Below are 22,699 nucleotides of genomic sequence, written 5' to 3' on the forward strand. Positions count from 1 at the left end.
GGCGTCGGCGGGGCGGCGGCCTGGGCCGCGGGGGTGGAGCGGTCGCGGTCTGGGTCGGGCCGCGATGGTCGACCCCGCGCCGGAGTTCCGCGGCACGACCGTGCAGGTGTGCGGGCTCTACCCCTTCGCGGCCGGGACCGGGTCACCGATCGTGGGGGTGCCGCTGGGGCAGAACCTCATCAGCGGCGCCACCGTCGGGTGCGACCCGATCTCCTGGTTCCGCCGGGCCAACCTCATCGCCAACCCGTCGGCGTTCATCCTCGGCCTGCCCGGCCTCGGCAAGTCAACCGTGGTCCGGCGGATGGCCCTCGGCCTCGCCGGGTACGGCGTGCACCCCTTCATCCTCGGGGACCTCAAGCCCGACTACCTGGACCTGGTCACCGCCATGGGCGGTGACGTCCTGCCCCTGGGCCGCGGCCGCGGGCACCTGAACGTCCTCGACCCCGGCGAGTCCACCGCCGCCGCCCGCCGCCTCACCGGCAAGGCCCGCTCCGAGGTCCTCGCCGACGCCCACGGGCGCCGCCTCACCATCGTGAGCGCCCTGCTGACCATCGCCCGCGCCGCACCACCCACCGACCGGGAGGAGGCCATCCTCGACCGAGCCCTGCGCGTCCTCGACGACCGCCACGACCGCGGCGTCACCGACAGCGGCGCAGTCCGGGTGCCGGTGCTGAGCGACCTGATCGGGGTCATCCGTTCCGCGCCGGAGGACGTCCGGCAGGTCGCCCTCGACCGTGGTGACATCGACCGCTACCGCGCGATCACCGAGGGCCTGGAGGCGTCGCTGGTGGCGCTGGTGGAGGGGGGCCGGTTCGGGCGGGTGTTCTCCGAGCAGACCACCAACCCGATGCGCCGCGACCGCCCCGTCGCGTTCGACGTGTCCGCGATCGGGGACGGGGAGACCGACCTGCAGGCCGCGATCCTGCTCGCGTGCTGGTCGACCGGCTTCGGGACCATCAACGTCGCCAACGCCCTCGCCGAGGCCGGCCTTGAGCCCAGGCGGCACTACTTCGTCGTCCTCGACGAGCTGTGGCGGGCGCTGCGCGCCGGGCGGGGCATCGTCGACCGGGTCGACGCCCTCACCCGCCTCAACCGACAGCGCGGCGTGGGCATGGCGATGGTCTCCCACACCATGAGCGACCTCCTCGCCCTACCGACCGAGGAGGACCGGATGAAGGCCCGCGGGTTCGTCGAACGCGCCGGCATGGTCATCTGCGGCGGCCTGCCCGCCGCGGAGATCCCCATGCTGACCTCCGCGGTTGGCATGTCCCGTGCGGAGCGGAACCTGGTCACGAGCTGGACCACCCCGCCGGCGTGGGACTCCACCCTCGGTGACGCCGGCGCCCCGCCCGGGCAGGGCAAGTTCCTCATCAAGGTCGGCGGTCGACCCGGCATCCCCGTCCAGGTCGCCCTGACCTCGGTGGAGGGCGACCTGAACGACACCAACAAGAAGTGGCACGACATCGACCCTGCCGACGTCATCGGCGACGCCCTCGACGTCGACGTCGACGTCGCCGGCGGGGCCGGGCGCATCGACCTGGACGCCGTCGACAACCCCATCGTGTCCCCGGAGACCATCGACCTCGCCGCCGGCGACCAGCTCGCGCAGTCCCTGGACGAGCAGGACGCCGAGCCCACCTCGGTCCAGACCCCGGTTCGGCTGTCGCCGGAGGTGACACCGTGAGCGCCTCGACGAAGCGGTCCTCCACCGCCTACGCAGGCGAGACGGCCCTGCTGTGGGTCGGCGTCCTCGGCGCGGGCCTGCTCACCGGGGTGATGGCCGGTGCCGCCCACCTTGGGCACCGTCTCGACGACACCGGGGTGGAGCTACCGCGCAACCCGTTCAGCGTCGTGTTCGGCGTCCTGGGCGGAACGATCCCCTGGACCCCAGCCGCGACGTGGGTCGCGGGCGGCCTGGTGACCCTAATAGTGGTGTTGGTGGCGGTGGGGGCGCTGCTGTGGTGGCGGCGCGGCACCGGACGGGTGGCCGTGGACCGCGCCGCCCCGCACCTCGCGCGGGGCTCCGCGCTACGGCCCGTGGGCCGACAGGGCGCCACGGCGACCGCGGCCCGGTTGGGCGTCGCGGGCTCGCCCGGGCTGCCGCTGGGGGAGTCCCTGACCGGACAGCCGCTCTTCTCCTCCTGGGAGGACAACGCCGTGGACATCTGGGGCCCCCGGACCGGCAAGACGACCGCCCGCGCGATCCCCGCCGTCCTCGCCGCGCCCGGCGCGGTGCTGGCCACGTCGAACAAGCGGGACCTGGTCGACGCCACCCGTGATCCTCGCGCCGAGCAAGGGCCGGTGTGGGTGTTCGACCCCCAGGGCATCGCCGAGGAGCAGCCGACCTGGTGGTGGAACCCCCTGACGTACGTCACCGACGAGGTGAAGGCCTCGATCCTGGCCGACCTGTTCGCCACCGCCTCCCGCGACCCCGGCGCCCGGACCGACGCGTACTTCGACGCCGCGGCCCGTGAGCTCATGGCCGGCCTGCTCCTGGCGGCCGCGGTCGCCTGCCGGCCGCTGACGCAGGTCTACCTGTGGCTGACCGACCCCACCGACGACGAGCCCGTCGTCCTGCTCCGCGAGGCCGGCTACCCGCTACCCGCCGCGGCGGTCTCCGGTGTCGTGAACGCGCCCGACAAGCAGCGGGCCGGGGTCTACGGCACCGCCCAGCAGCAGGCCTCGTTCATGACCAACCGCCAAGCCATGGCCTGGGTCACCGACGACGCCTGCAGCCTTGCCGGTGCGGACCTCAGCGGGGCACTGAGCGCACGGGCCAGGACCCAGTTCTCGCCGGAGGAGTTCGTGCGGACCTCCGGCACGCTGTACTCGCTGTCCAAGGAAGGCCGCGGCTCCGCCGGCCCCCTAGTCACCGCGCTCACCGTGGCGGTGACCGAGGCCGCCGAGCAGCTGGCCATCCGCTCCGCCGGCGGACGCCTCGCGGTGCCGCTGGTCGCGGTCCTGGACGAGGCCGCCAACGTCTGCAGGTGGCGCGAGCTGCCCAACCTCTACAGCCACTACGGCTCCCGGGGGATCGTGATGATGACGATTCTGCAGTCCTGGTCCCAAGGGGTCGAGGTGTGGGGCCGCGACGGCATGCGCAAGCTCTGGTCCTCCGCCAACGTCAAGGTCTACGGCGGGGGCGTCAGCGAGGTCGAGTTCCTCTCCGAGCTGTCCCAGCTGATCGGGGAGTACGACGTCCACCAGGTCTCCACCTCCTACGGCAAGGGCGGACGGTCCACCAGCCGCTCCGTCCGCCGCGAACGTGTCCTCGACGTCTCCGACCTCGGCTCCCTACCCCGCGGCCGCGCCCTGCTCATCGCCTCCGGCGTCGCCCCCACCCTCATCAAGACCCAGCCCTGGATGAGCGGACCCCACGCCGCCGAGGTCCGGGCGTCGATCGCCGCGCACGACCCGGCCGAACGCGCCCACCTCCAGGCGAGCAGCTGATGCCGACGACCCCTGACCTCAACGTCGACGACGTCGACGCCGTCGGCGCGGTCGAGCTCCCGGACGACGAGTGGGACGACGTCGACCTCGAGGACGACCCGACGGGCACTCACGAGGGCACCGGCGAGGAGGCACAGGAGCCGTACTTCCCGAACGTCGACGTCTTCGTGCATGAGTTCCTGGCCCCGACGTACCGCCGATCGCTAGAAGGCAACCACCGGGTGTGGTGCGCCGAGTGGTGGCGTCACGCCGAGGCGATCAACCGCCTCGAGTCTCTCTGGCGGGCCTGGGAGCACCTCCGTCTAGACCCCGCCACCGGCATGAGCATCTGGTGGCGCGACCACGCCGACCACCACATGCCCGCCCTCCTCGCACCAGACGGCCCCTTCAAGGGCTGCGGCAGCGACCGAGGACACCAACCACGCGCCACCGCACTGCCGGTGTCATCCGCCCCACCGGGGCTGTTCCAGTGACCCGCTTGCCACAAGCCACCTAGGACCGGAGCGTGACCGTGAGGTGCAACCACCCAAGTCCCAACGCGATCTTCGCGTTGATGGCGGCGGTCTTGCTGATCGCCCTCGTACCGAGCGCCCTGACCATGCTCGGTCTGAAGGCCCTCCTTCCCTGGGCCTTGTTCGTGTGCGGGGCCAGCTTCGTGCTCGGGGGTGTTCGGTACCTGGTCCTTGGCCTTCGCCGTGGCAACCGCCGGCCCGCTTGACCCTCCGCGCGTAAGCGCCTGTGAACTGTGAGCGGGCAGTCACCCCGCCCGCGGAACCACCCAGATATCAGCGCGCAGCCGAGACGGACTCTCAACTCGGCGATAACGACAAGTTGGTTGAGGTAGGGAGCGTAGGCGTCGGTGTCGACCTCGACGTCGTAGACCTCCTCGATGGATTCTGCGTCGAGGCTGAGGATCGTCCCGGTGACGCGGACCGAGTCGCCTGCCCGATGTCCAGGTGTGCGCCAAAATCAGCACGAGAGCTTCCGCCGGTCGGTGCCGTAGCCAGCTCCTCGTCGCCGACGACGAACGCGTCCAGGGCCAGCTGGTCCAGGTCGGTGTATTTCGGGTGAGGCACCGGGGGCTCGGCGGGGTCAGGTCTTCAGGGACCCCGGGGGGGTAACGCCGATCGTCGACCGGCCCGCCCATGCCAGGAGCTGCCTGCTGCCCCTGGCCCACCGTGTGCCGTGCGTTATAGACCGCCGACGAAACCGCCTATGTCGACGTCCAGCCAGGTTGTGTGCCCGCTGGCGCGAAGGACCCCTTGCCAGGTGGCCGGCAGCACGGCGATCCCTCCGGCAGTCATCGGCCGGGGCAGGCCGTCCAGGTCTAGCCGGCCCCCGACGACGACCACGACGCGGGGGCCCGGACGTTCGTGGACGTCGACCTCACCCTCGCTCGTGGTCCGGCGGCTGATGCGGTAGTGCTCGGTACCCACCAGCAGCCCGTCGCCGGCACGGCTGGGTGGTGGGTCGACGTTGACCGCCCACTCCGCCCGCAGGCAAAGCATGGCCTCCTGTCGGTGCAGTGGGCGCGGCGCCCGCCCGTACTCGTGGGCCCAGTCGTAGATGCGGTAGGTGGTGTCGGAGGGGGTTTGCGGCTCGGCGACCACAACGCCCGCCCCCAGGGCGTGGAGCAGGCCCGCGGGTACGTGGTGGACGTCGCCGACTCTTGCGGGGACCCGACGCAGCAGGGGGACCACCTTGGTCGTGCCGAACGCACGGTCGACGTCCTCCGCCGTCACGCCACTGGCGACGCCGAGCATCAGCCCCGCGCCCGGTTTGGCGGCGATGACCACCCAGGACTCCGTCTTGAGGTGGGCGCCGGGCAACCGATGCAGGACGCGCTGCGACGGGTGCACCTGCACCGACAGGTCCTGCCGGGCATCCAAGTGCTTGAGCAGCAGGGGGAACCGTCCACCGGGTGCCGGTGGGGTGGTGCCAAGCAGCTGCGAACCGTGGGTGGAGATCAGCTCCGCGAGGGTGCGCCCAGCGTGCGGCCCGTGGGCCACACGCGTGACGGGGTCGGGCACGGAGGTCGTCGACACGTCCAGGTCGGCCACGTCCCAGGACTCACCGACGGGCACGTCGGCGGGGAGGTCACGGCCGAGGGCAGCAAGCCGACGTCCACCCCAGGGCTTCGGCACGAGACGAGGGGTCAGGACGAGGGGACCGAGGGAGGTTGTCATGGTGCGAAGTCCTCACGGTTGGGCCGGGATGCACGGCTCGCCCTCGCACGGACGGCGTCCGTGCGGGGGCGAGCGGTCGCGCGTCGCTGTCGGTCTATGAGCGGGTGCGCCTCAGCGGAGCACCACCTGGTCAATGAGGTGGGTGCCCGAGTTGAGGAACACGTTCATCTTCCGGATGTCGGCGAGGTCTTCGACCGGGCACGACATGTCGGTGGCCAGATCGATTGTCCGGGTTGTGCTCGTGCCCGCCGGGAAGTACTGGAACGTCGACTGGCACCAGCGGAAGTCGGGGCCGACCTGCAGGGAGACCGCGACCGAGGACCCGGTCCCGCCGACCCGCACGTCCAGGCTGAGCGACTGCCGCCGCGAGGCGTCGACCGGCGCGGGGAACGGGCCACCGACCCAACCGCTGGTCCCCTCGGGCAGCGTCACCTGCAGCGACCGGGTCCCGTCGGTCGACCAGGTGTCCGTCGTGGCCGTCGTCATGCCCGCCGACCCCCAGCCCTGGGTGCCGTCCTCGAAGGAGAACAGCGTGATCGGCGCGTCCGGTGCGGGGCGGACCCGGATGGTGATCTCGGCCAGGTCGCTGAGGCGACCCGACCGGTCGGCAACCGTGTAGGACGCCCGCGCGAAGCCGGCGAAGCCGTCGGCCGGGACGAAGTCGACGACACCCGCGCGGCCGATCGTGAACCGTCCGCCGTCCACCGCGACGGTGGTCTGCCGGCCGGACGCGGTCGGGTCGAGGTCGATGGTCCCCGGGACGAGCCGGACCAGGTAGGAGATGTCGTTGGCAAGGACGTTGACCGTCGTCGGTGCGCCGTAGTCGGTCTGGACGAAGTCGACGTCGGCGATGGGTGGGAAGACGGGGCGGTTGGTCCGCACCCGCTGGGCGTTGTTGCTGATGGTGGTGCAGATGGCGCTCGGGCAGTAGACGGTGAAGCCGTCGTAGTCCGGGTAGGGCGTGCCGTCGGCGAGATCGCTGGACAGGATCCAGTAGAGGGTTCCGTCGACGCCGCTGCGGTAGGCCGTGTCCAACCAGGACTGGTACACCACGTTGCGGTGCACACCGGCATCAGGGTTCGGCTCGATGCCGAACTCGCCCAGCACGACGGGCTTGCCGACCCGCTTGCCGAGCTCACCGTGCGCGGCGATCCACTCATCGCCCCAGGCTGCGTCGTAGCCCCAGTGGTCGGGGTACAGGTGCATGCCAACAACGTCGATCGTGGGCAGGGCGGCCAGCGCCTCGCCGTCGACCCCGTTGGTGCACGCCCAGCCCTCGCCGATGTCGTCCGTGGACGGGTCGCAGAACCAGCCCTCGTCGCCGACGCCGACGAGATGGTTGGCGTCGATGGACTTGATGTGACGGCTCATCTCGTCTGCCCAGGCCGTGATGTCGCCGGTCATGCCCTCGTCGCATGCGCCAGGGCTGGAGGGAAGGGCGCTGCCGCGGCAGCGCGGCTCGTTGCCGAGCTCCCACATGAGCACGGTCGGGTCGTCCTTGTAGGCGACACCGGTGTAGACGTTCTCGCGGTTGAGCAGGTAGGTGATCCAGTCCTTGTACCAGCCCTTGATGACCGGGTCGGTGTAGAAGTCGTCGTGGTACCAGACCCGATCGGAGTCGTCGGCCAGGTCACGCCAGCGCACGTACTGGTCCATGCCCCCGAAGCTGCTCCAGTTGCCGGTGAAGGGCAGCACAGCACGGATGCCTCGTTCGCCCGCCTCGGCGACGGCGTAGTCCAGCTGGGACAGTCCGAACGGCCCCTCGTTGTACATCGGCGCCTCGCTGTCCTCGTCCCACGCCTGGAACCACGTGGGCGAGTTGCCGGCGCCGTGGATCGAGCTGGTCCGGCCGGGCTCGTCCGGATCCTGCACGTCGAAGAACGCCCACATTCGCATCGCGTCGAACCCGGCAGCCTGCGCGTTGTCCAGCACATTGGTGACGTTGACCTGGTTGCCCCGACCGTCGGCGCCGTACATCAGGTAGTAGTTGTTGGTCCCCGCGAACACGTAGGGCCGCCCGTCCAGGGTGAGCCGGTCGCCCTGGGCTTCGACGAACCCTTCGACTGGCCCCTGGATCGGCTCCGTAGCTCGAACCACAGGCCCAAGGGCGGCTCGGGTGCCGTCCCTGGCCGCGCTGGCCGTGGCCGGCAGGCCTAGCAGCCCCACCGATACAACTGCGGTCACCAGCACCGCGAGAGCAGTCCGTCCCCGTCTGTTTCGATCCGTCATCGTCGACCTCTCGTTTCGCCGGGCTGCACCGCCCGTTCAAGAACGTTCTATCGCCGCGTGTGGTCTGTGTCAACGATGTCAGCGTGGGAGCAGGCTTACCCGAATTGACCGCACTGACCTGGCGAGACCCACGTGCCACTGGCCTGTCGGTCGATGACATGACCTGGCGTGGCTCCCAGACAACCGGTCGGCGCAACCCGGAAACGTGGTCGCCGCGAGGTCACAGGCCCCCCAACGTCAAAGAACCCGCCTCAATGCGCCGCTCGACCCCGGGGCTAAACGGCCCGCCCGGCGAGCGTCGGTTCGCCGTGCGGCGCCTCAGCCGGGCGGGGGCTGCTCGCCCGAGCCTCGCGGCACGAGCCGCGTGGGTAGCACGAGCTGCTCCGCCGGAGCGCCTAGGTCGTCCTGACGGGCGAGGGCCAGCAATGCGGCTTGGCGGCCCATCTCTTCGGGCTCATGAGCGACGACGGTAATTCCGAGCGCGTCGGCCAGGTCGAAGTCGTCGAAACCGATGAGGGCCGGGGGCGCCTGCAGGCCCCGCCAGGCCCGAAGCACACCGGTACTTGCCCGGTTGTTTCCTGCGAGCACGGCGGTGGGTGGCTCATCGAGGTCGAGAAGCTCCCGAGCAGCCTTCTCGGCTGATCCGGAGTCAGCGGCGTCGGTGCGCTCGTACGTCGGGGTGATGGCTATGCCGGCCGAGGTCAGCGCCGCGCGGTAGCCCTCGAGGCGCTGGCCGTGGGTGTAGAGCGTGGGTGAACTGCCGATGAAGGCCACTCGACGGTGACCGACCGCCAGCAGCGAGCTGACCGCCTCGGCGGCACCGTCCCGGTTGGCGAACACGACGCTGTCCGCGATCAGGTTGGACGCGGGGCGGTCCACGGTCACGACCGGGGTGCCCAGCTGTCGCTCGCCTTCGAGGTAGCCCTGATCATCGGCGATGGGCACGAGGATCAGGCTGCGCACACGCCGCTCGAGCAGGGCCTGCACGACCGCGGCCTCGCGTGCGGGGTTGTCGTCGGTGGCGGCCAGCACCATGGTGAGGTCCTGCTCAGCGAGGGTGCGCTCGATCCCGGCAGCAACGCGCGAGTAGAACGGGTTGGTCAGGTCGCCGATAACGAAGGCCACGGTCGTCGAGATCGCGCCCCGTCGCAGGTCGCGGGCCAAATGGTTCGGCCGAAAACGTAGGCGGCGGGCCGCCTGCATGACGTGCTCCCGGGTCTCTGGTCGGACGTTAGTTTCGCCCGACACCACGCGCGAGACCGTCTTGACACTCACTCCGGCCAGGCGGGCCACGTCCGCCAGCGTGGCCCGCGGGATGGCTGCGCGGGGCGCGTCTGGCGTCACCCGGCAACGGTAGCAGCGGGGCACACACGGTTCGCGTCCGTCGATGTCACCGACCATGCACGCTAGCGACTGGCGGCGCGGGTCGTGGACCGGCGGGTCTCGTTATCCGGTCGATGTCTGTCAGCCCTTGACGGCTCCTGCGGTGAGCGCCTCCTGCATGCGTCGCTGCAGTAGCACGTACACCAGGTAGACCGGGACCAGGCTGATGAGCGTGCCAGCCGCCAGCACACCGAAGTCGGTGTTCTCGGAGATGAGTGCGATGGGCAGAGCCACCTGGATGGTGCGCTCTGTCGGGGCCGTGCCGACGATGACGAGGGAGTAGAAGAACTCGTTCCAGAACCCCAGGGACTGGAGGATCACGACCGTGATGATCCCTGGCATCGATAGCGGGACGTAGAGCCGGGTCAGGACGGTCCAGTGCCCGGCCCCGTCCATGATGGCCGCCTCCGCCATCTCCTTGGGGATGGTGCGCATGAAAGCGGTGAGCAGGATGACCGACAACGGCAGGGCCGTGGCCGGCAGGAAGGCGATGAGGAACTCGGCGCGCTGATACAGGTTCAGTTCGATGCCGAGGAAGACGGTGGGGATGAGTGCGGCGAAGGGAGGAATGAGGAACCCAGCCGCGAACGTCGCGTAGGCGACCCTGGCGAACCGTCCGTCGCTTCGAGCGAGTGCGTAGCTGGCGGGAACGGCCAGGAGAAGAGTGACAGCCACCGAGGCCGCTGTGACGTACACCGACGTGCTCAGGGCGGGGCCGAGCCGGGCCGTTGTCCACGCCTCGACGTAGTTGCCCCACTGCGGGTCCGATGGCAGGGAGTAGGGCGAGGTGAAGATGGCGAGGTTCCCCTTGAGTGAGGACACCACGAGGTAGAGCAGGGGCACAACGAGCGCCGCCGCGTACAGCCACGCAAGCGTGTGGGCGACGACCGTCCCGGGGGTGCGTTCGAATTTCATCGTATCTCCGTCGGTTCTCAGTAGGCCTGGCGGAATGCGCGCCTGATGGCGACAAGACCGAGCACGCCGACGAGGAACAGCACAATCCCCACGACCTGGCTGTAGCCGATCTGCTGCTGCTGGAAGGCTTTCTGGTACACCAGGAAGGACAGGGTCGTGGTGGCCGTCCCGGGGCCGCCACCGGTGAGGATGTACACGATGGGGGCGCTGTTGAAGAGGGTCCACAGGAACTGCAGCATCACCATTGTGCCGAAGTAGCCCTTGATCACCCCGTAGGCGACGCCCCACATCCGCCGCCACTCGCTGGCGCCGTCGACGGCGGCTGCCTCGTAGAGCTCCACCGGTACGGCCGACAGCCGGGCCGCGAACAGCACCCCGGTCCATCCGATCCCCTGCCAGAGATCAACGAAGATGATGACCCCGAGGGCAGTCATGGGATTGGCGTACCAGGCGGTGGTGAGATCTACCGCACCGCCGTCTCCCAGACCGACAGCGTCGAGGATCCCGTTCAGCCCACCGTTGGGGGAGAGCATCGCGTAGAAGATGGTCCCCTTGATCGAGATGGAGATAAGCCCCGGGGTGAAGAAGAACACCGAGAGGACCCGCCAGCCGACAGGACGCCGGTCCAGGTAGTAGCCCAGCATGAACGCGAGCGGGATCATGAGTGGTACGGCCACACCGACCTGGATGGCCGTGTTGACCAGCGCCTGGACAAAGACCTCGTCGGCGAAAACGAGCCGGAAGTTCTCCAGACCTGAGAAGCGGTCGACGTCGACAATCGAGTCCGAGGCGACGAAGTCCAGGATGCCTCGGTAGTCGAAGAACGCGAACACGAAGACGAAGACGATCGGCACGACCGTCCAGAAGAGGTAGAGCGCGAGGGCTGGGACGGTCAGCAGGGGCAAGGACCGGCCGCCCCCAGTCGCGTTCATGCGTCGCAGCCGCTGCGTCCGACGCGTGGCGGGGTCAGGCGCAGAGGCGGTCGCGGCCGTCTGCACCGATCGAGCCCCAGGCGCTGTGCCTGCCTCGTCGCCGGCTGCAACTCGGTCCGGAGCTGCCATGTCGGTCTCCTTGTCGTCGTCGACGGAGGCGGGACGGCCGTAACCGCCCCGCCTCCTTAACCGTCGGGTCGTTCAAGCGGGAGGCCGTGACCTCAGGTGGTTGCGCTGTCGAGACCGCTGCAGATGGCCTGCGGATCGGCGTCTCCGTAGGCGAGGGTCGTCACCTGCGTGACGGGGTCGGAGTTCACCCCGAGCCAGACGTCCGGCAGGACCGCCGGCGCCACGCCCTCCAGAGTCAGGGCCTGACCGAGAAGAGGATTCGTCGCGTCGTCGGCATAGTCACCCTCGATGGGTGTGAGGAAGTTCGCCTCGGCGACGAACTGGCTGACGACGTCCTCCTGCATGAACGCCTCGATGAAGGACCGGCTTGCCCCGATGCGGTCCTCAGCGGTCCCGTCAGGAGTCAGCATGAATCCCACGCCGGTGAACCCCTGGTAGATGGTGGGGGCGTCGAAGGCCCCTTCGCCCGCGGGTACAGGGAACCCGGCCAGCACGGTGCTGTCCACGACCGTCCCCCCGGTCTCCTCATCAGCAGCGACAGCGGGGGCGAAGGCCCACGAGCCCGCAGGCATCATGGCCGCGCCGCCGCTGAAGTACGTGTTGTTCATGTTGTCGGCGGTCAGGCCGGCGACGTTGTCGACGAACAGGCCCGCGTCTCGGAGCTGCACGAACAGCTCGATGCCCTCTACAGCTGCTTCGCTGTCGCAGTAGCCGCCCTCACTGAAGAGCGTCTGAGCCTCCTCTGCGTCCGTGTAGGTCTGGATTACCTGGAAGAAGAGCTTCTGCCCGGACCAGTCGCTGCCTCCCACGATCATCGGCGGAGTACCGGCGGCACTCAGAGTCTCGGCCGCAGCGAGCAGCTCGTCGACCGTTTCAGGCACCTCATCGATCCCCGCTGCCGAGAGGAGCTCGGTGTTGTACCAGACCGGCCAGCTCAAGCCCGAGTACGGGAAGCCCTGGAGGGCGCCGTCGGGCGACTGCCCGACACGCCACTCCTCGATGGCCTGATCGGATATCTGGTCGTCGAGCCCCCACTCCGTCAGGTAGTCGTCCACGGGCACGGTCACCCCGGCGTCGAGCCAGCCCAGCGACTTGTCGAAGAGATTGACGAGGACGACGTCCGGGGCTTCACCCGCGGCGACCGCTGTCTCGAAGGTGACGTCGATGTCCTCGCCGCCGTCGATCACCTCGACCGCCGTGCCCGTCTCCTCGGTGTACGTCTCGATCACGGACTGGAGCAGGTCGTACTCCGGCGTCCCGGCGGTCCACCGGGACATGACGCTGAGCGTGTCGACGCTGCCGCCGCTCTCTGCGCCGCCGGCCTCGTCGTCTCCGTCCGAACCGCAGGCCGTCGCGGTCAGGGCGACGGCCACCGCCGCTGCTGCAGCCGCCCGGTGCGACCTCGGTGAGCGAATCATCGTTGACTCCAATCTCTTCCGTACGTGGACTCCGGACACTGGACCCAAAGTCCGACGTTGTCAACCAGGTGACGGACGGCCTAAAACCGTCGCTTGCCTGCAACGTCGCCTTGCTGGTACTCAAGTCCTGTGACATCGAAGGTCAAGTCTCAGTCCCTCGACGGGCCGGCTCCGGACGTCCTGCTGATTCACACGGACCAGTGGCGCTGGGATGCGCTCGGCTGTCTCGGCTCGCCGGCCCTCACGCCGAACGTTGACCGGCTCGTCGCTGAGGGCGTGCACTTCGACCACGCCGTGGTGCAGTCGCCGGTGTCCATGCCGAGTCGGGTCTCCCTACTCACCGGCCGGTACCCCTCGGCGCTAGGGATCACTGCGATGGGCGTGCCCGTTCCCGCGGACACGCAGACGCTTGCCTCGATGCTCGGCCGGCGTGGCTGGCGCACGGCGAACATCGGCAAACTGCACTTCCACCCGCATGCCAACCGAGACCACAGATCCCCGCATCCCTCCTACGGATTCGACGTGCTCAGGTTGTGCGACGAGCCCGGCGTCTACGAGGACGACTACCGCGCCTGGGTCCGGTCAGTGGACGCGGACGCGGTCGACCGGATCTCCATCGGGCTACCCCCTGCCGCGGCGCAGTTCCAGGCGCTGATGGGCCTCGACCCGGGTGTCATGCACCCCGACGACGGACCCAGGGACGACTTCGACGGCCCTCACGAATTCGGCGCCGACGACTCGCTCACCCACAGCGCCTGGGTCGCCACCAGCGTCCTGGGTCACCTGGCGTCCCTGCCCCCCGAGCAGCCGTCGTTCTGCGTCGCCAACTTCTTCGCCCCGCACCCGCCGTTCTACGTCCCGCGTCGCTTCCTCGAGCTCTACGACCGAGACGCCCTGCCGCTGCCACTACTGGACGCCGACGAGCGGCAGCGCCAGCCCGAGACACGACTGAACGATGCCCGGCTACGGGCCATCCGTCACGGCTACTTCGCCGCGATCAGCGAGCTGGACCACCACATCGGGCGGATCCTGGACGGTCTCCACGCCATCGGACGCGCTGAACGCACCGTGGTCGTGCTCCTCTCCGACCACGGTGAGTGGCTGGGAGACCACCTCAGGCTCGCGAAGGGGTACCCCGCCGACGACCCCGTGTCACGGGTCCCGCTGATCGTGCGGTGGCCGTCCGGCTCGGGCCGCCAGGGGACGGCGGTGGACACCGTGGTGGAGCTCCTCGACGTGGTCCCCACCGTGCTCGAACTGGTCGGGGTGCCAGTTCCTGCTGAGGTGCAGGGGCGATCGCTGGTCGCGGCACTGCGTGGTGGCGGGCTCGACCGCCTCGAGATTGCGCTGACCGAGCACGAGCACTGGACCTCGGTCCGGTCCTCGACGCATCACTACGTCGTCCACGCCGACGGCACCGAGCGGCTCTGGGACGTGATCCAAGACCCGACCGAGCACCGCGACCTCGTCCAGGTCGGTGGCCCCGGCGTAGACCAACAGCTGGCCCGGCACCGGCACCAACTGCTGCAACGCCAGCTCGAGGCGCGACGCGGCCTGCCCCGCACGTTCCCGTATTGAGCCTCGTGGTGACAGAACGCCTCTCCACCGCACCTCAACGTCGTCATGATCAGGAGATGGTTCAGGTGGACATCCGCACGACGGAATCACCTCGGTCGCCCGGAAGAGAGGGGCGGGTGACCTCGCTCGGGGCCGCGACGAGCAGCCCACGGCCCGTGGCCGCCGGCATCGAGGCAGGCGGGACCAAGTTCGTCTGCGCCATCGGCACCGGGCCCGACGACGTCGTCGACTCGGTCGTCGTCCCGACCACCACGCCGCGGGAGACCCTCGCCCGCGTCCGCGCGTTCTTCGACGCCCCGCGTCAGGACGTCCGGGTCCAGCGCGCCGGCATCGCCTCGTTCGGGCCGCTCGATCTGCGCCCCACGTCCCCCACCTACGGGCGCATCACGACGACTCCCAAGCCGGGCTGGGCAGGTACGGACCTCCTGGGGTCCGTCCGCTCCTGGTTCGAGGTACCCACGCGTCTGGACACCGACGTCAACGGTGCCGCATACGGCGAGCACTGCTGGGGCGCAGCCCGCGACGTCGACTCCAGCGCCTACCTCACGGTCGGTACCGGGGTCGGTGGGGGAGCGGTCGTCCACGGCCGGGTCCTCGGGGGGCAGCTGCACCCGGAGATGGGCCACCTGCACGTCACCCGGCACCCGGACGACGACTTCGCCGGTTCCTGCCCGTTCCACGGGGACTGCCTCGAGGGGCTCGCGTCCGGCCCGGCCATCCGGGCCCGCACGGGACGCGCCGCCCACGACCTGGGCGACCAGGTCGACCACGTCGTGGCCCTTGAGGCCTGGTATCTGGCCCAGCTGGTCACCGCCGTCGCCCTCGTCGTCGCCCCCGAGCGCGTCGTCATCGGGGGCGGTGTCCTGGGACTGCCCGGCCTGCTGCCGGCGATCCGGCGCGGCGTCCTGGACCGGCTCGACGGCGCACTGGACGGCACCCCCGTCGCGGAGGACGTCGACGCCTACCTCGTCGCACCCCAGCTGGGATCGATGTCGGGCGTACTGGGCGCCATCGCCATGACACGACCGGACGCCCCCGCACCGAGCCCCCGCACCGACGCGTCCCCTGGCGGTGGCTTCACCGCCGCCTACGACGGCGTCCCCGCGACGCTCAACGGCGCTCTGGGCCGCGTCGACCACCGGCTCGGCTGAGCCCCCAGCACACCACCCCATCCCGGGCTTTGCAGCCCGGACGATCGATCTGACGAGAGGCTCCTGCATGTCTGTCACCACTCGGTCCCTGCACGACGGCTGGACCCTTCGCCCCGCCGACGGCCCGGTCCCCGACCACGTCCGCGACGCTGGCCCCGTGCCTGCGTCGGTGCCAGGCGTCGTCCACACCGGCCTGCTCGCCGCCGGGCTGATCCCGAACCCCTACCTGGACGACAACGAGTCGCTGCTGGCCTGGATCGGCCTCACCGATTGGGTCTACGAGGCCATGTTCGACTGGACCCCCGGGGCGGGTGACCGTCGTTCGCTGGTGTGGCACGGGCTGGACACCGTGGCGAGCGTGGAGCTGAACGGCGCGCTACTGCTGGAGGCGGCGAACCAGCACCGCACCCACGTCGTGGACGTCACGGACCGGCTCGTCGCCGGGGCCAACACCCTGACGGTTCGGTTCGCCAGCGCCGTCCGGTACGCCGATGCGCAGTCCCTGGCGCTGGGTACCCGCCCGCACGTCAACCACCACCCGTACAACGCCGTCCGCAAGATGGCCTGCAACTTCGGCTGGGACTGGGGCCCGGACCTGGTGACGGCGGGGATCTGGAAGCCCGTCGAGCTCGTCGAGTGGTCGACGGCCCGGCTGTCGGGCGTGCGGCCGACGGCGTCGCTGGCCGACGAGGGCGGCCGGCTGCAGGTGGCCGTCGACCTGGAGCATGCGCCCGGGGCCGACGAGGACCTGACGGTGCGGGTGTCGGTCACCGGACCCGGTTCGACCGGTTCCGCCCAGGTGTCGGTGCCCACCGACGCCACCAGCGTCGACCTCGACGTCGACGTGCCCGACGCGCAGCCCTGGTGGCCGCGCAGCCACGGCGACCAGCCGCTGTCCGACGTCGTCGTCGAGGTCGTCGGCGGCCGCGGTGAGGTGCTTGCGGACTGGCGGGGCCGCGTCGGGTTCCGAGACGTGGAGTGGCGCAGCACCCCCGACGAGGCCGGCACGGGCTTCACCCTGCTGGTCAACGGCGAACCGGTCTTCGTGCGCGGCGTCAACTGGATCCCCGACGACGCGTTCCCGCACCGCGTCGACCGGGCCCGCTACGCGCGTCGCCTCGAGCAGGCCGCGGACGCCGGGGTCAACCTCGTTCGCGTCTGGGGCGGCGGGATCTACGAGGCGGACGACTTCTACGACGAGTGCGACGAGCGCGGCCTGCTCGTGTGGCAGGACTTCCTGTTCGCGTGCGCCTGCTACGCGGAGGAGGAGCCGCTGCGCAGCGAGGTGGTCGCCGAGGTCCGCGACAACGTCACCCGGCTCTCGCCTCACCCGAGCCTGGTGCTGTGGAACGGCGGCAACGAGAACCTGTGGGGATTCGTGGACTGGGAGTGGGAGGTCCGCCTCGACGGCAGGACCTGGGGCGAGGGGTACTACTCGCAGCTGCTGCCGGAGCTGCTGGCCGAGCTCGACCCGGGCCGGCCCTACGTGCCCGGCAGCCCGTTCTCCCCGGTCGGCCCGGACGGCGAGGTGCGCCACCCCAACGACGACGCCCACGGCCTCACGCACGTCTGGGACGTGTGGAACGAGCGCGACTACCTGGCCTACCGGGCGCACCGACCGCGGTTCGCGTCGGAGTTCGGCTGGCAGGGCCCGCCGGCCTGGTCGACGTTGCGCCGGTCGGTGTCCGACGAGCCGCTGACGCCGGAGTCGCCGGGCATGCTCGTGCACCAGAAGGCCATGGAGGGCCAGCGCAAGCTGGAGCGGGGCCTGGTCCGGCACCTGCCCGTGCCCGACGACATGCGCGACTGGCACTGGGCGATGTCGCTCAACCAGGCCCGCGCTGTCCGGACCGCCGTGGAGCACCTGCGCGCGCTGAGCCCGCACTGCTCCGGCAGCATCGTCTGGCAGCTCAACGACTGCTGGCCGGTGACCTCGTGGTCGGCCGTGGACGGCGACGGGCGGGCCAAGCCCACGCTGTTCGCGTTGCGCCACGCCCACGCGGACCGGCTGGTCACCGTGCAGCCCCGCGGTGACGACCTGGTCGTGGTCGTCGTCAACGACGACGCCGACGGCGTGCAGGCCGACCTGGTCGTGCGTCGGCTCGCTCTGGACGGCAACGAGCTCGCGTCGGCGAGGCTGCCGGTCCGGACCGGGGCCCGCTCCACCTGGGAGGGCGCGGTCCCGAGCGACGTGGCGGGCGCGGGGGATCCGCGCGGTGAGCTGCTGGTGGCCACCCTGGAGGCGGCCGACGGCACCGCGGGCCCGCGGGGGTTCTGGTGGTTCACCGAGGACCGCGACCTGAGCCTGCCCACCACCCCGTTCACGGCGACCGTGACGGCGGTGGAGGGCGGCTACCGGGTGGACGTCACCGCCACGGGCCTCGTGAAGGACCTCGCGCTGCTGGCCGACGGGGTGGACCCGGCTGCGGTGGTCGACGACATGCTCCTCACCCTCCTGCCGGGTGAGCAGGTGGCCCTGCAGGTGAGGTGCGGCCGGCTCGACGACGCGGGCGCGCTGCTCGGCGGTGACGTGCTTCGCTGCGCGAACGACCTGCTGGTCGGCGCAACTCATCGAGCACTACGTAACTAGGGCACGGGCGGCGTGGACCGCTTGGCGCGGGGTCGCGTCACCTCGGTAATGCTCACTCGAGTCCAGCGCCTTGGGCCCACCCGGCCGCTTCATGGCGGAATGCCGGGAGTTCTTGCATTAGATGCAACTCCCGGTTATTCACCGCCGATAACCGGCATTATGTCAGGAAATCCTGACGTCACCTATGATTAAGCAGGAACACCTGCCATAGTAGCGGCGTGGGCATGGTGAGCGACGACGGGCTCCACGAGGGCTGGCTAGCCCCGGTCTTTCAGGACGGCCAACGGGGGTACGGCGTCAGCGGGGGTGGGATCCCCCACGACCACATCGCTGTGGGCCCGGAGGTGCAGGGCCCCGACGGGACCTGGCGCTACCCGAGCCGCCCGGCCGGTGAGGTGACCAGCTGGATCCTTGTCTGCCACTGCAGCTCTTCCAGCGGCTCGACGGCCACGTGGCTGGGACCGGAGTTCGTCAGGGTGCCCTCCGCTGCACTGGAGGACCTGCAGACCCGCCGCATCCACGCCGTCGACGCCGACGTCCAGGACGTCTTTCACCGGGAGGACGTCGAGGCCGTGGTGGCCGACCTGTGGCGCACGGAGCACCTGTTCACCGTCGGGACCCTCGACGACGTCGCCGCGGCCGCGGCAGGGGTCGCCGCAGCGCGGGCGCGTCTGGACGGTGCGGTGGCCATGGCCCGCCACGGCGGGGCCAGCTGGGCCGACATCGGCCGCGCCACCGGCATGAGCCGGCAGTCCGCCCAGGAACGCTGGCGGACACCGCCACCGGGGCCTCGTTCCTAGGGTGTGGTGTGCCGACACGCAGACGATGGGTCGTGGACGGGCTGGGAAGCGCTGACCCCACGACCGGGCGGCCCACCGAGCCGATGGCCCTGCAGGAGGCCCTGAACGCTGCGCAGCACCTGGCCGACCGCTCCGGAGCGGACGTCATTGTCAGGCTGGTCACCGGCACTCCCTCGGCGTCCGCGGGCAGCCCCTCCGAGCCTGACGTCGCGACCGGAGACGTCGTCGTCCGACCCCAGGGACACCGCACCGACGCACCCCGACCAGTCCCGCAGCCGCCGGCGTCACCGACCGACCGGGCGGGCGCCTGGACAGTGACGCTCGTGGCCGTGCTGAACGCCGAACTGGCCCACGACGACGCCTCCGCCGTCGACCAGGCCGTGTCAGCACTGTTCTCCAACGGGCCCCCCGCTGACCTGCAGGCTGCCCTGACCCGCCCAGACGGGACACACCGCCGGGTCGCGCTCAGGCCACTCGACGAACCACGACCACCCGACGACGCACCCAACGCCGCGGGAGAGCCCGGTGGGGTGACGCGGCGGGGACTCATGGACGAAGGCGGGAAAGATTGAGGACCCTCTAGGGATGCAGGTCACGATCGGCACGTCGGATCGCTGGGGTCGAAACGGGGAAGCCCCGACGCATCTCGTGGTGGACATCGCCAACCGTCAGGTCCTGGCCTGCACCGGAGGCGCGGGTGCTCGAGTGCACGGGGTGCCCTTCGACGCCGTGCACGAGGAGCTGACGTGCGGGCCCTGCCGGGCGTTCTGGAAGCGAACCATGAAGGCGCCGAACGCCTGATCCCGTCCCTCGGAGACCGTCCGGCGGCCATGCCAGCTCGGGGCAGCGCGCCCCCTGCTCGACCGGGCGCGTCACCGGCTGAGGATCGGCAACCGGGACAGGCCCCCCTCACGGGGACAACGTCCTTCTGAGCGCCCCGTTGGAGGCCCTCAGGTTAGGGACGCGTCTCCCGGTCCCTGCGGTGGACCGGGGACCAGGACGGACTGGCCGGCTCTGCTCGACAGCCCGTGGGTGGCTGCGCTGGGAACGTGCCAGGTGGCGCACCTCGGCCGGCTACTGCGGTCTGGCGGTTGCCCGGGTGAACAGCTCGACGACCGTTGCGAGGTAGGTCGCGTCGTCGGCGTGTCCTGGGGGGCGGCCGGTCACGAACTCCAAGACCGCGCGTACCTGGAGGGCGCCGAGGAACGCGAGGGCGACGGCCTCGCAGTCGACGTCTTGCCTGATGTGGCCGGCCGTGGTGCAGCGTTCGAGCCACGCAGTGACCTGCCGGACGGCGACGACGGGCGCTGGTTCGGTGCCGGGGGGCATGAGGGACTCCCTGATCTCTACCGGGGTCCATCGGAGGATGGCGAAGTCCTGGGCTTGGGTCGCGAACAGCCCGGTCAAGTCGCGGGCCAGGTCGTGGAGCTGGGTGGCGAAGGGTCGGTCGTCGGGGCCGTCGTCGATCGTGCTGAGGAACGCTGGCATCGGCGGAGGTTGGAAGGCGTGGATGAGGAGTGCGTTCCTGGAACCGAACCGCTTCAGGACGGCCTGGCCGGACACGCCGACCTCCGCGGCAATCGCCTCGACCGAGACCTGCGGGCCACCGGCGCGGATGAGCCGACGGGTGGCGTCGGTGATCTGCTCGTCGGACACCGTGCGGGGACGCGCCATCAGGTGGGCAGCCGTCGCGGGTGCGCGTGGCTGTCCCGCGCCGGGGGCAGGGATGCGTCGGTCACCGCCCGAAGGAGCGGCAGGCCCGACGGGGCGAGGGGGCCTCGCCAGCCGATGACCCCGTCGGGGCGCACGAGCACCATGACCGGTCTCGAGGCGCCGTACGTGTCGTGCAGTCGGCCGGTGGGGTCCAGCACCTCGGTGATCTCCTCGGGCGAGAGTCCAGACTGCTCGTTCTTGCCGTGGCCTCGGTAACGCCGCACAACGACGACGTGGATCTCGCTGACGAGGTCGTGCCCGGTCCGGATCTCAGGGAGAAGGTCCGCGAGGCTGTTGTCGTGGTCGGCCCGGCCGGCGTCGAACGACACCAGGGCGTGCCCGTGCGGGGCGAGCAGCCCCAGCAGGCGAGCGGGGCAGCCGCGCAGGCTCACGTCCCCGTCGGGGGCGCGGTGGCCGGGCCCGGGGGCCCAACGTGGCCGGGACCCCGTGGGTGCAGGGCGACCTGGCAGGACGCTGGCCGGGTAGGACACCGCCAGCATCGTCAGGCCGGCCAGGAAGCGGCGCCGGACCGGGCCCACGCGGGTCACCGTCCGCAACGCCAGCGATCGACCCGCCTTGGCCAGGGGCGAGGTGGCCGACGCCATCACCGCGTTGCGGCGGGAGTCGTGCAGGACGTCTTCGGCCACGGGCCGGCGTTCCGCCTCGTAGGTGTCCAGGAGCCCCTCGGGAGCGCCTTCGAGCACGGCGGCGAGCTTCCAGGTGAGGTTGACCGCGTCCTGGATGCCGGTGTTCATGCCTTGTCCGCCGACCGGTGAGTGGACGTGGGCGGCGTCCCCGGCCAGGAACACCCGACCGGAGCGGTAGGAAGCGGCGATCCGGCTGTTGAACTGGAACGGGGAGATCCAGCGAGGGTCTGACAGGCGGGCCGGACGCCCGACGCGTCGCTGCCACAGCTGCTCCAAGGCGGCCAGGTCGACCGTCGGCGCACCCCTGTCGCCTCCGCCACCCCTGCTTTCGTCGTCGTCGATCGCGGGGACGGCGTCCTGCGGCAGGGCGGTCGCGAGGCGGTAGAGGCCCGGTTCGGGTAGCGGGAACACCGCGGTGGCGCCCTCGTCGGAGAAGAACATGTTGGTCCGCGAGCGGCCGGCCTCCCCGGCCGTCACCGGGCTGTCGACCTGGAGGTCGGCGACGAGGAACCACTGCGGGAACGGTTCGCCCTCGAACGCGATGCCGCTCGACCGTCGCACCGTCGACGATCCGCCGTCGCAGCCGATGACCCATGAGGCGCGAGCCTCGTGGCGACGCTCGCCCTGCTCCAGCGTGAGACGCACGGTGCCGTCCTCCTGCTCCAGCTGGACCAGCCGTGTCCCCCACTCGACCTCCACCCCCGCTTCCTGCAGCCGGTCCCGGAGCACCTTCTCGGTGACGTCCTGGCCCAGGGACAGGGCGAACGGGAAGGCGGACGGCACCTCGGCGAAGGGCAGCTCGGCGATGGCGCGGCGCTGGTCGTGGATCCGGAAGCTGTGCAACGGCAGACCGAGGCCGACCAGGCGGTCGCTCACGCCCGTGCGCTGCAGGACCTCAAGCGTCCGCGCGTGGATGCCCATGGCCTTGGACGTCGTCGACGGCCCTGCCCCCGCGCTGACTACCCGGACCGAGACCCCACGGCGAGCAAGCTCGATAGCCGCCGTCACACCGACGGGGCCTGCGCCTACAACCACTACCGGGTCACTCGGATCCATCACTTCTCCCGAAGGCTTCATAGTTGGTAGGCTACTACTAACTAACTGAGGGAGTCCAGATGCTCGCCCCACTGACCACCCCGTCCGACTCCACCCCCCATATGCCGGACCGCGCGCTGACCTACGGTGTTGCCGCCGTGCTGCTGCTCATCGGTGTCTTCATGACCCTGTCCAACCGCACAGCGACGGTGTTCGGCGCCGGCCCGAACGTGTCCGAGGCCGTCCTGTTCCGACGCGTCGCCGGGCTCAGGACCGCCTGGCTCGGCGCTGCCGTCATCGCTCTGCACCGTGCGGGGCAGCGCCGCAGCCTCGGGTGGGTGCTGCTGCTGATGTCCGCCAACCCGGCAGCGGACCTGGCCCTCTCCTGGTCAAGCGGGGGGCGCTGGCGGGCCCTGGCCCATGTGCCCGGCGTCGCCGCGACGACCGGCCTCGGTCTGCACCTGCTCCGCCGAACCACGTCGTCGAAAGCTTGACCCCAAAGACGCGATCCCGCACCGGACGGGACAAGAACCGGTCCGCAGG

17 protein-coding genes are annotated in these 22,699 nt (G+C 70.6%); 9 read left to right on the plus strand and 8 right to left on the minus strand.

Annotated features, from left to right (window positions below; all coding sequences use genetic code 11):
* The first annotated feature begins 64 nt into the window (after nucleotides 1-64).
* Genes SJY06_RS21860 through SJY06_RS21870 form a run of 3 tightly spaced genes read left to right on the plus strand, consistent with a single transcriptional unit; the run spans nucleotide 65 to nucleotide 3,923 of the window.
* Nucleotides 65-1,684 (plus strand): hypothetical protein, encoded by a 1,620-nt coding sequence (locus tag SJY06_RS21860; RefSeq protein ID WP_380169638.1) that lies wholly within the window; start codon nucleotides 65-67, stop codon nucleotides 1,682-1,684.
* Nucleotides 1,681-3,450 (plus strand): type IV secretory system conjugative DNA transfer family protein, encoded by a 1,770-nt coding sequence (locus SJY06_RS21865; RefSeq protein WP_380169639.1) that lies wholly within the window; start codon nucleotides 1,681-1,683, stop codon nucleotides 3,448-3,450. The genes SJY06_RS21860 and SJY06_RS21865 overlap by 4 nt, the downstream gene beginning before the upstream one ends.
* Nucleotides 3,450-3,923 (plus strand): DUF4913 domain-containing protein, encoded by a 474-nt coding sequence (locus SJY06_RS21870; RefSeq protein WP_380169640.1) that lies wholly within the window; start codon nucleotides 3,450-3,452, stop codon nucleotides 3,921-3,923. Before SJY06_RS21865 ends, SJY06_RS21870 begins: the two co-directional genes overlap by 1 nt.
* A gap of 717 nt (nucleotides 3,924-4,640) precedes the next feature.
* Here SJY06_RS21870 and SJY06_RS21875 read toward each other — a convergent pair.
* The 6 genes from SJY06_RS21875 to SJY06_RS21900 all read right to left on the minus strand — a co-directional run bounded on the left by SJY06_RS21875 (nucleotide 4,641) and on the right by SJY06_RS21900 (nucleotide 12,597).
* A complete protein-coding gene (locus SJY06_RS21875) occupies nucleotides 4,641-5,636 on the minus strand; it encodes a type I phosphomannose isomerase catalytic subunit (RefSeq protein WP_380169641.1) in 996 nt (331 codons plus the stop codon).
* A 111-nt stretch (nucleotides 5,637-5,747) separates the two neighbouring features.
* The gene (locus tag SJY06_RS21880) at nucleotides 5,748-7,733 is read right to left on the minus strand and encodes a cellulase family glycosylhydrolase (protein ID WP_380169642.1); all 1,986 of its coding nucleotides are present in this window, start codon (nucleotides 7,731-7,733) and stop codon (nucleotides 5,748-5,750) included.
* A 450-nt stretch (nucleotides 7,734-8,183) separates the two neighbouring features.
* Nucleotides 8,184-9,209 carry a LacI family DNA-binding transcriptional regulator gene (locus SJY06_RS21885; protein ID WP_380169643.1) on the minus strand — a complete coding sequence of 342 codons (1,026 nt, stop codon included), beginning with the start codon at nucleotides 9,207-9,209 and terminating at the stop codon, nucleotides 8,184-8,186.
* Between the two features lie 120 nt (nucleotides 9,210-9,329).
* On the minus strand, nucleotides 9,330-10,163 hold the full coding sequence (locus tag SJY06_RS21890) for a carbohydrate ABC transporter permease (RefSeq protein WP_380169644.1): 834 nt from the start codon (nucleotides 10,161-10,163) through the stop codon (nucleotides 9,330-9,332).
* Nucleotides 10,164-10,180: 17 nt separating this feature from the next.
* Nucleotides 10,181-11,224, minus strand: a complete 1,044-nt coding sequence (locus tag SJY06_RS21895; RefSeq protein ID WP_380169645.1) for a carbohydrate ABC transporter permease — start codon at nucleotides 11,222-11,224, stop codon at nucleotides 10,181-10,183.
* A gap of 92 nt (nucleotides 11,225-11,316) precedes the next feature.
* Nucleotides 11,317-12,597, minus strand: a complete 1,281-nt coding sequence (locus SJY06_RS21900) for an ABC transporter substrate-binding protein (protein ID WP_380169646.1) — start codon at nucleotides 12,595-12,597, stop codon at nucleotides 11,317-11,319.
* A gap of 174 nt (nucleotides 12,598-12,771) precedes the next feature.
* Between SJY06_RS21900 and SJY06_RS21905 the strand changes: the two genes are divergently transcribed.
* The 5 genes from SJY06_RS21905 (at nucleotide 12,772) to SJY06_RS21925 (ending at nucleotide 19,562) form a co-directional block, all read left to right on the plus strand.
* Nucleotides 12,772-14,220 (plus strand): sulfatase, encoded by a 1,449-nt coding sequence (locus tag SJY06_RS21905; protein WP_380169647.1) that lies wholly within the window; start codon nucleotides 12,772-12,774, stop codon nucleotides 14,218-14,220.
* A gap of 116 nt (nucleotides 14,221-14,336) precedes the next feature.
* Nucleotides 14,337-15,371 carry an ROK family protein gene (locus SJY06_RS21910; protein WP_380169648.1) on the plus strand — a complete coding sequence of 345 codons (1,035 nt, stop codon included), beginning with the start codon at nucleotides 14,337-14,339 and terminating at the stop codon, nucleotides 15,369-15,371.
* Nucleotides 15,372-15,528: 157 nt separating this feature from the next.
* A complete protein-coding gene (locus SJY06_RS21915; RefSeq protein ID WP_380169649.1) occupies nucleotides 15,529-17,961 on the plus strand; it encodes a glycoside hydrolase family 2 protein in 2,433 nt (810 codons plus the stop codon).
* Nucleotides 17,962-18,179: 218 nt separating this feature from the next.
* Nucleotides 18,180-18,761, plus strand: coding sequence for a hypothetical protein (locus tag SJY06_RS21920; RefSeq protein WP_380169650.1), 582 nt, complete (start codon nucleotides 18,180-18,182; stop codon nucleotides 18,759-18,761).
* A gap of 585 nt (nucleotides 18,762-19,346) precedes the next feature.
* The gene (locus SJY06_RS21925) at nucleotides 19,347-19,562 is read left to right on the plus strand and encodes a hypothetical protein (protein ID WP_380169651.1); all 216 of its coding nucleotides are present in this window, start codon (nucleotides 19,347-19,349) and stop codon (nucleotides 19,560-19,562) included.
* Nucleotides 19,563-19,835: 273 nt separating this feature from the next.
* Here the strand turns inward: SJY06_RS21925 and SJY06_RS21930 are convergent, their stop codons facing one another.
* Both SJY06_RS21930 and SJY06_RS21935 read right to left on the minus strand, forming a co-directional pair.
* Entirely contained in the window at nucleotides 19,836-20,417 is a 582-nt protein-coding gene (locus tag SJY06_RS21930) for a TetR/AcrR family transcriptional regulator (protein WP_380169652.1), read from the minus strand.
* Between the two features lie 17 nt (nucleotides 20,418-20,434).
* The gene (locus SJY06_RS21935) at nucleotides 20,435-22,198 is read right to left on the minus strand and encodes an FAD-dependent oxidoreductase (RefSeq protein WP_380169653.1); all 1,764 of its coding nucleotides are present in this window, start codon (nucleotides 22,196-22,198) and stop codon (nucleotides 20,435-20,437) included.
* A gap of 116 nt (nucleotides 22,199-22,314) precedes the next feature.
* On the opposite strand from SJY06_RS21935, the gene SJY06_RS21940 reads away from it, so the two are divergent.
* Nucleotides 22,315-22,650, plus strand: a complete 336-nt coding sequence (locus SJY06_RS21940) for a DUF4267 domain-containing protein (RefSeq protein WP_380169654.1) — start codon at nucleotides 22,315-22,317, stop codon at nucleotides 22,648-22,650.
* Nucleotides 22,651-22,699: the final 49 nt, after the last annotated feature.

The organism is Jannaschia sp. R86511 (genome assembly GCF_042466345.1).
Taxonomy (GTDB): domain Bacteria; phylum Actinomycetota; class Actinomycetes; order Actinomycetales; family JBBAYJ01; genus Aquipuribacter.

Excerpts from the sequence above, each read along its gene's own strand:
- SJY06_RS21860 (WP_380169638.1), top strand. The coding sequence starts at position 65 with ATGGTCGACCCCGCGCCGGAGTTCCGCGGCACGACCGTGCAGGTGTGC.
- SJY06_RS21870 (WP_380169640.1), top strand. The coding sequence starts at position 3,450 with ATGCCGACGACCCCTGACCTCAACGTCGACGACGTCGACGCCGTCGGC.
- SJY06_RS21875 (WP_380169641.1), bottom strand. The coding sequence starts at position 5,636 with ATGACAACCTCCCTCGGTCCCCTCGTCCTGACCCCTCGTCTCGTGCCG.
- SJY06_RS21890 (WP_380169644.1), bottom strand. The coding sequence starts at position 10,163 with ATGAAATTCGAACGCACCCCCGGGACGGTCGTCGCCCACACGCTTGCG.
- SJY06_RS21895 (WP_380169645.1), bottom strand. The coding sequence starts at position 11,224 with ATGGCAGCTCCGGACCGAGTTGCAGCCGGCGACGAGGCAGGCACAGCG.
- SJY06_RS21925 (WP_380169651.1), top strand. The coding sequence starts at position 19,347 with ATGCAGGTCACGATCGGCACGTCGGATCGCTGGGGTCGAAACGGGGAA.
- SJY06_RS21935 (WP_380169653.1), bottom strand. The coding sequence starts at position 22,198 with ATGAAGCCTTCGGGAGAAGTGATGGATCCGAGTGACCCGGTAGTGGTT.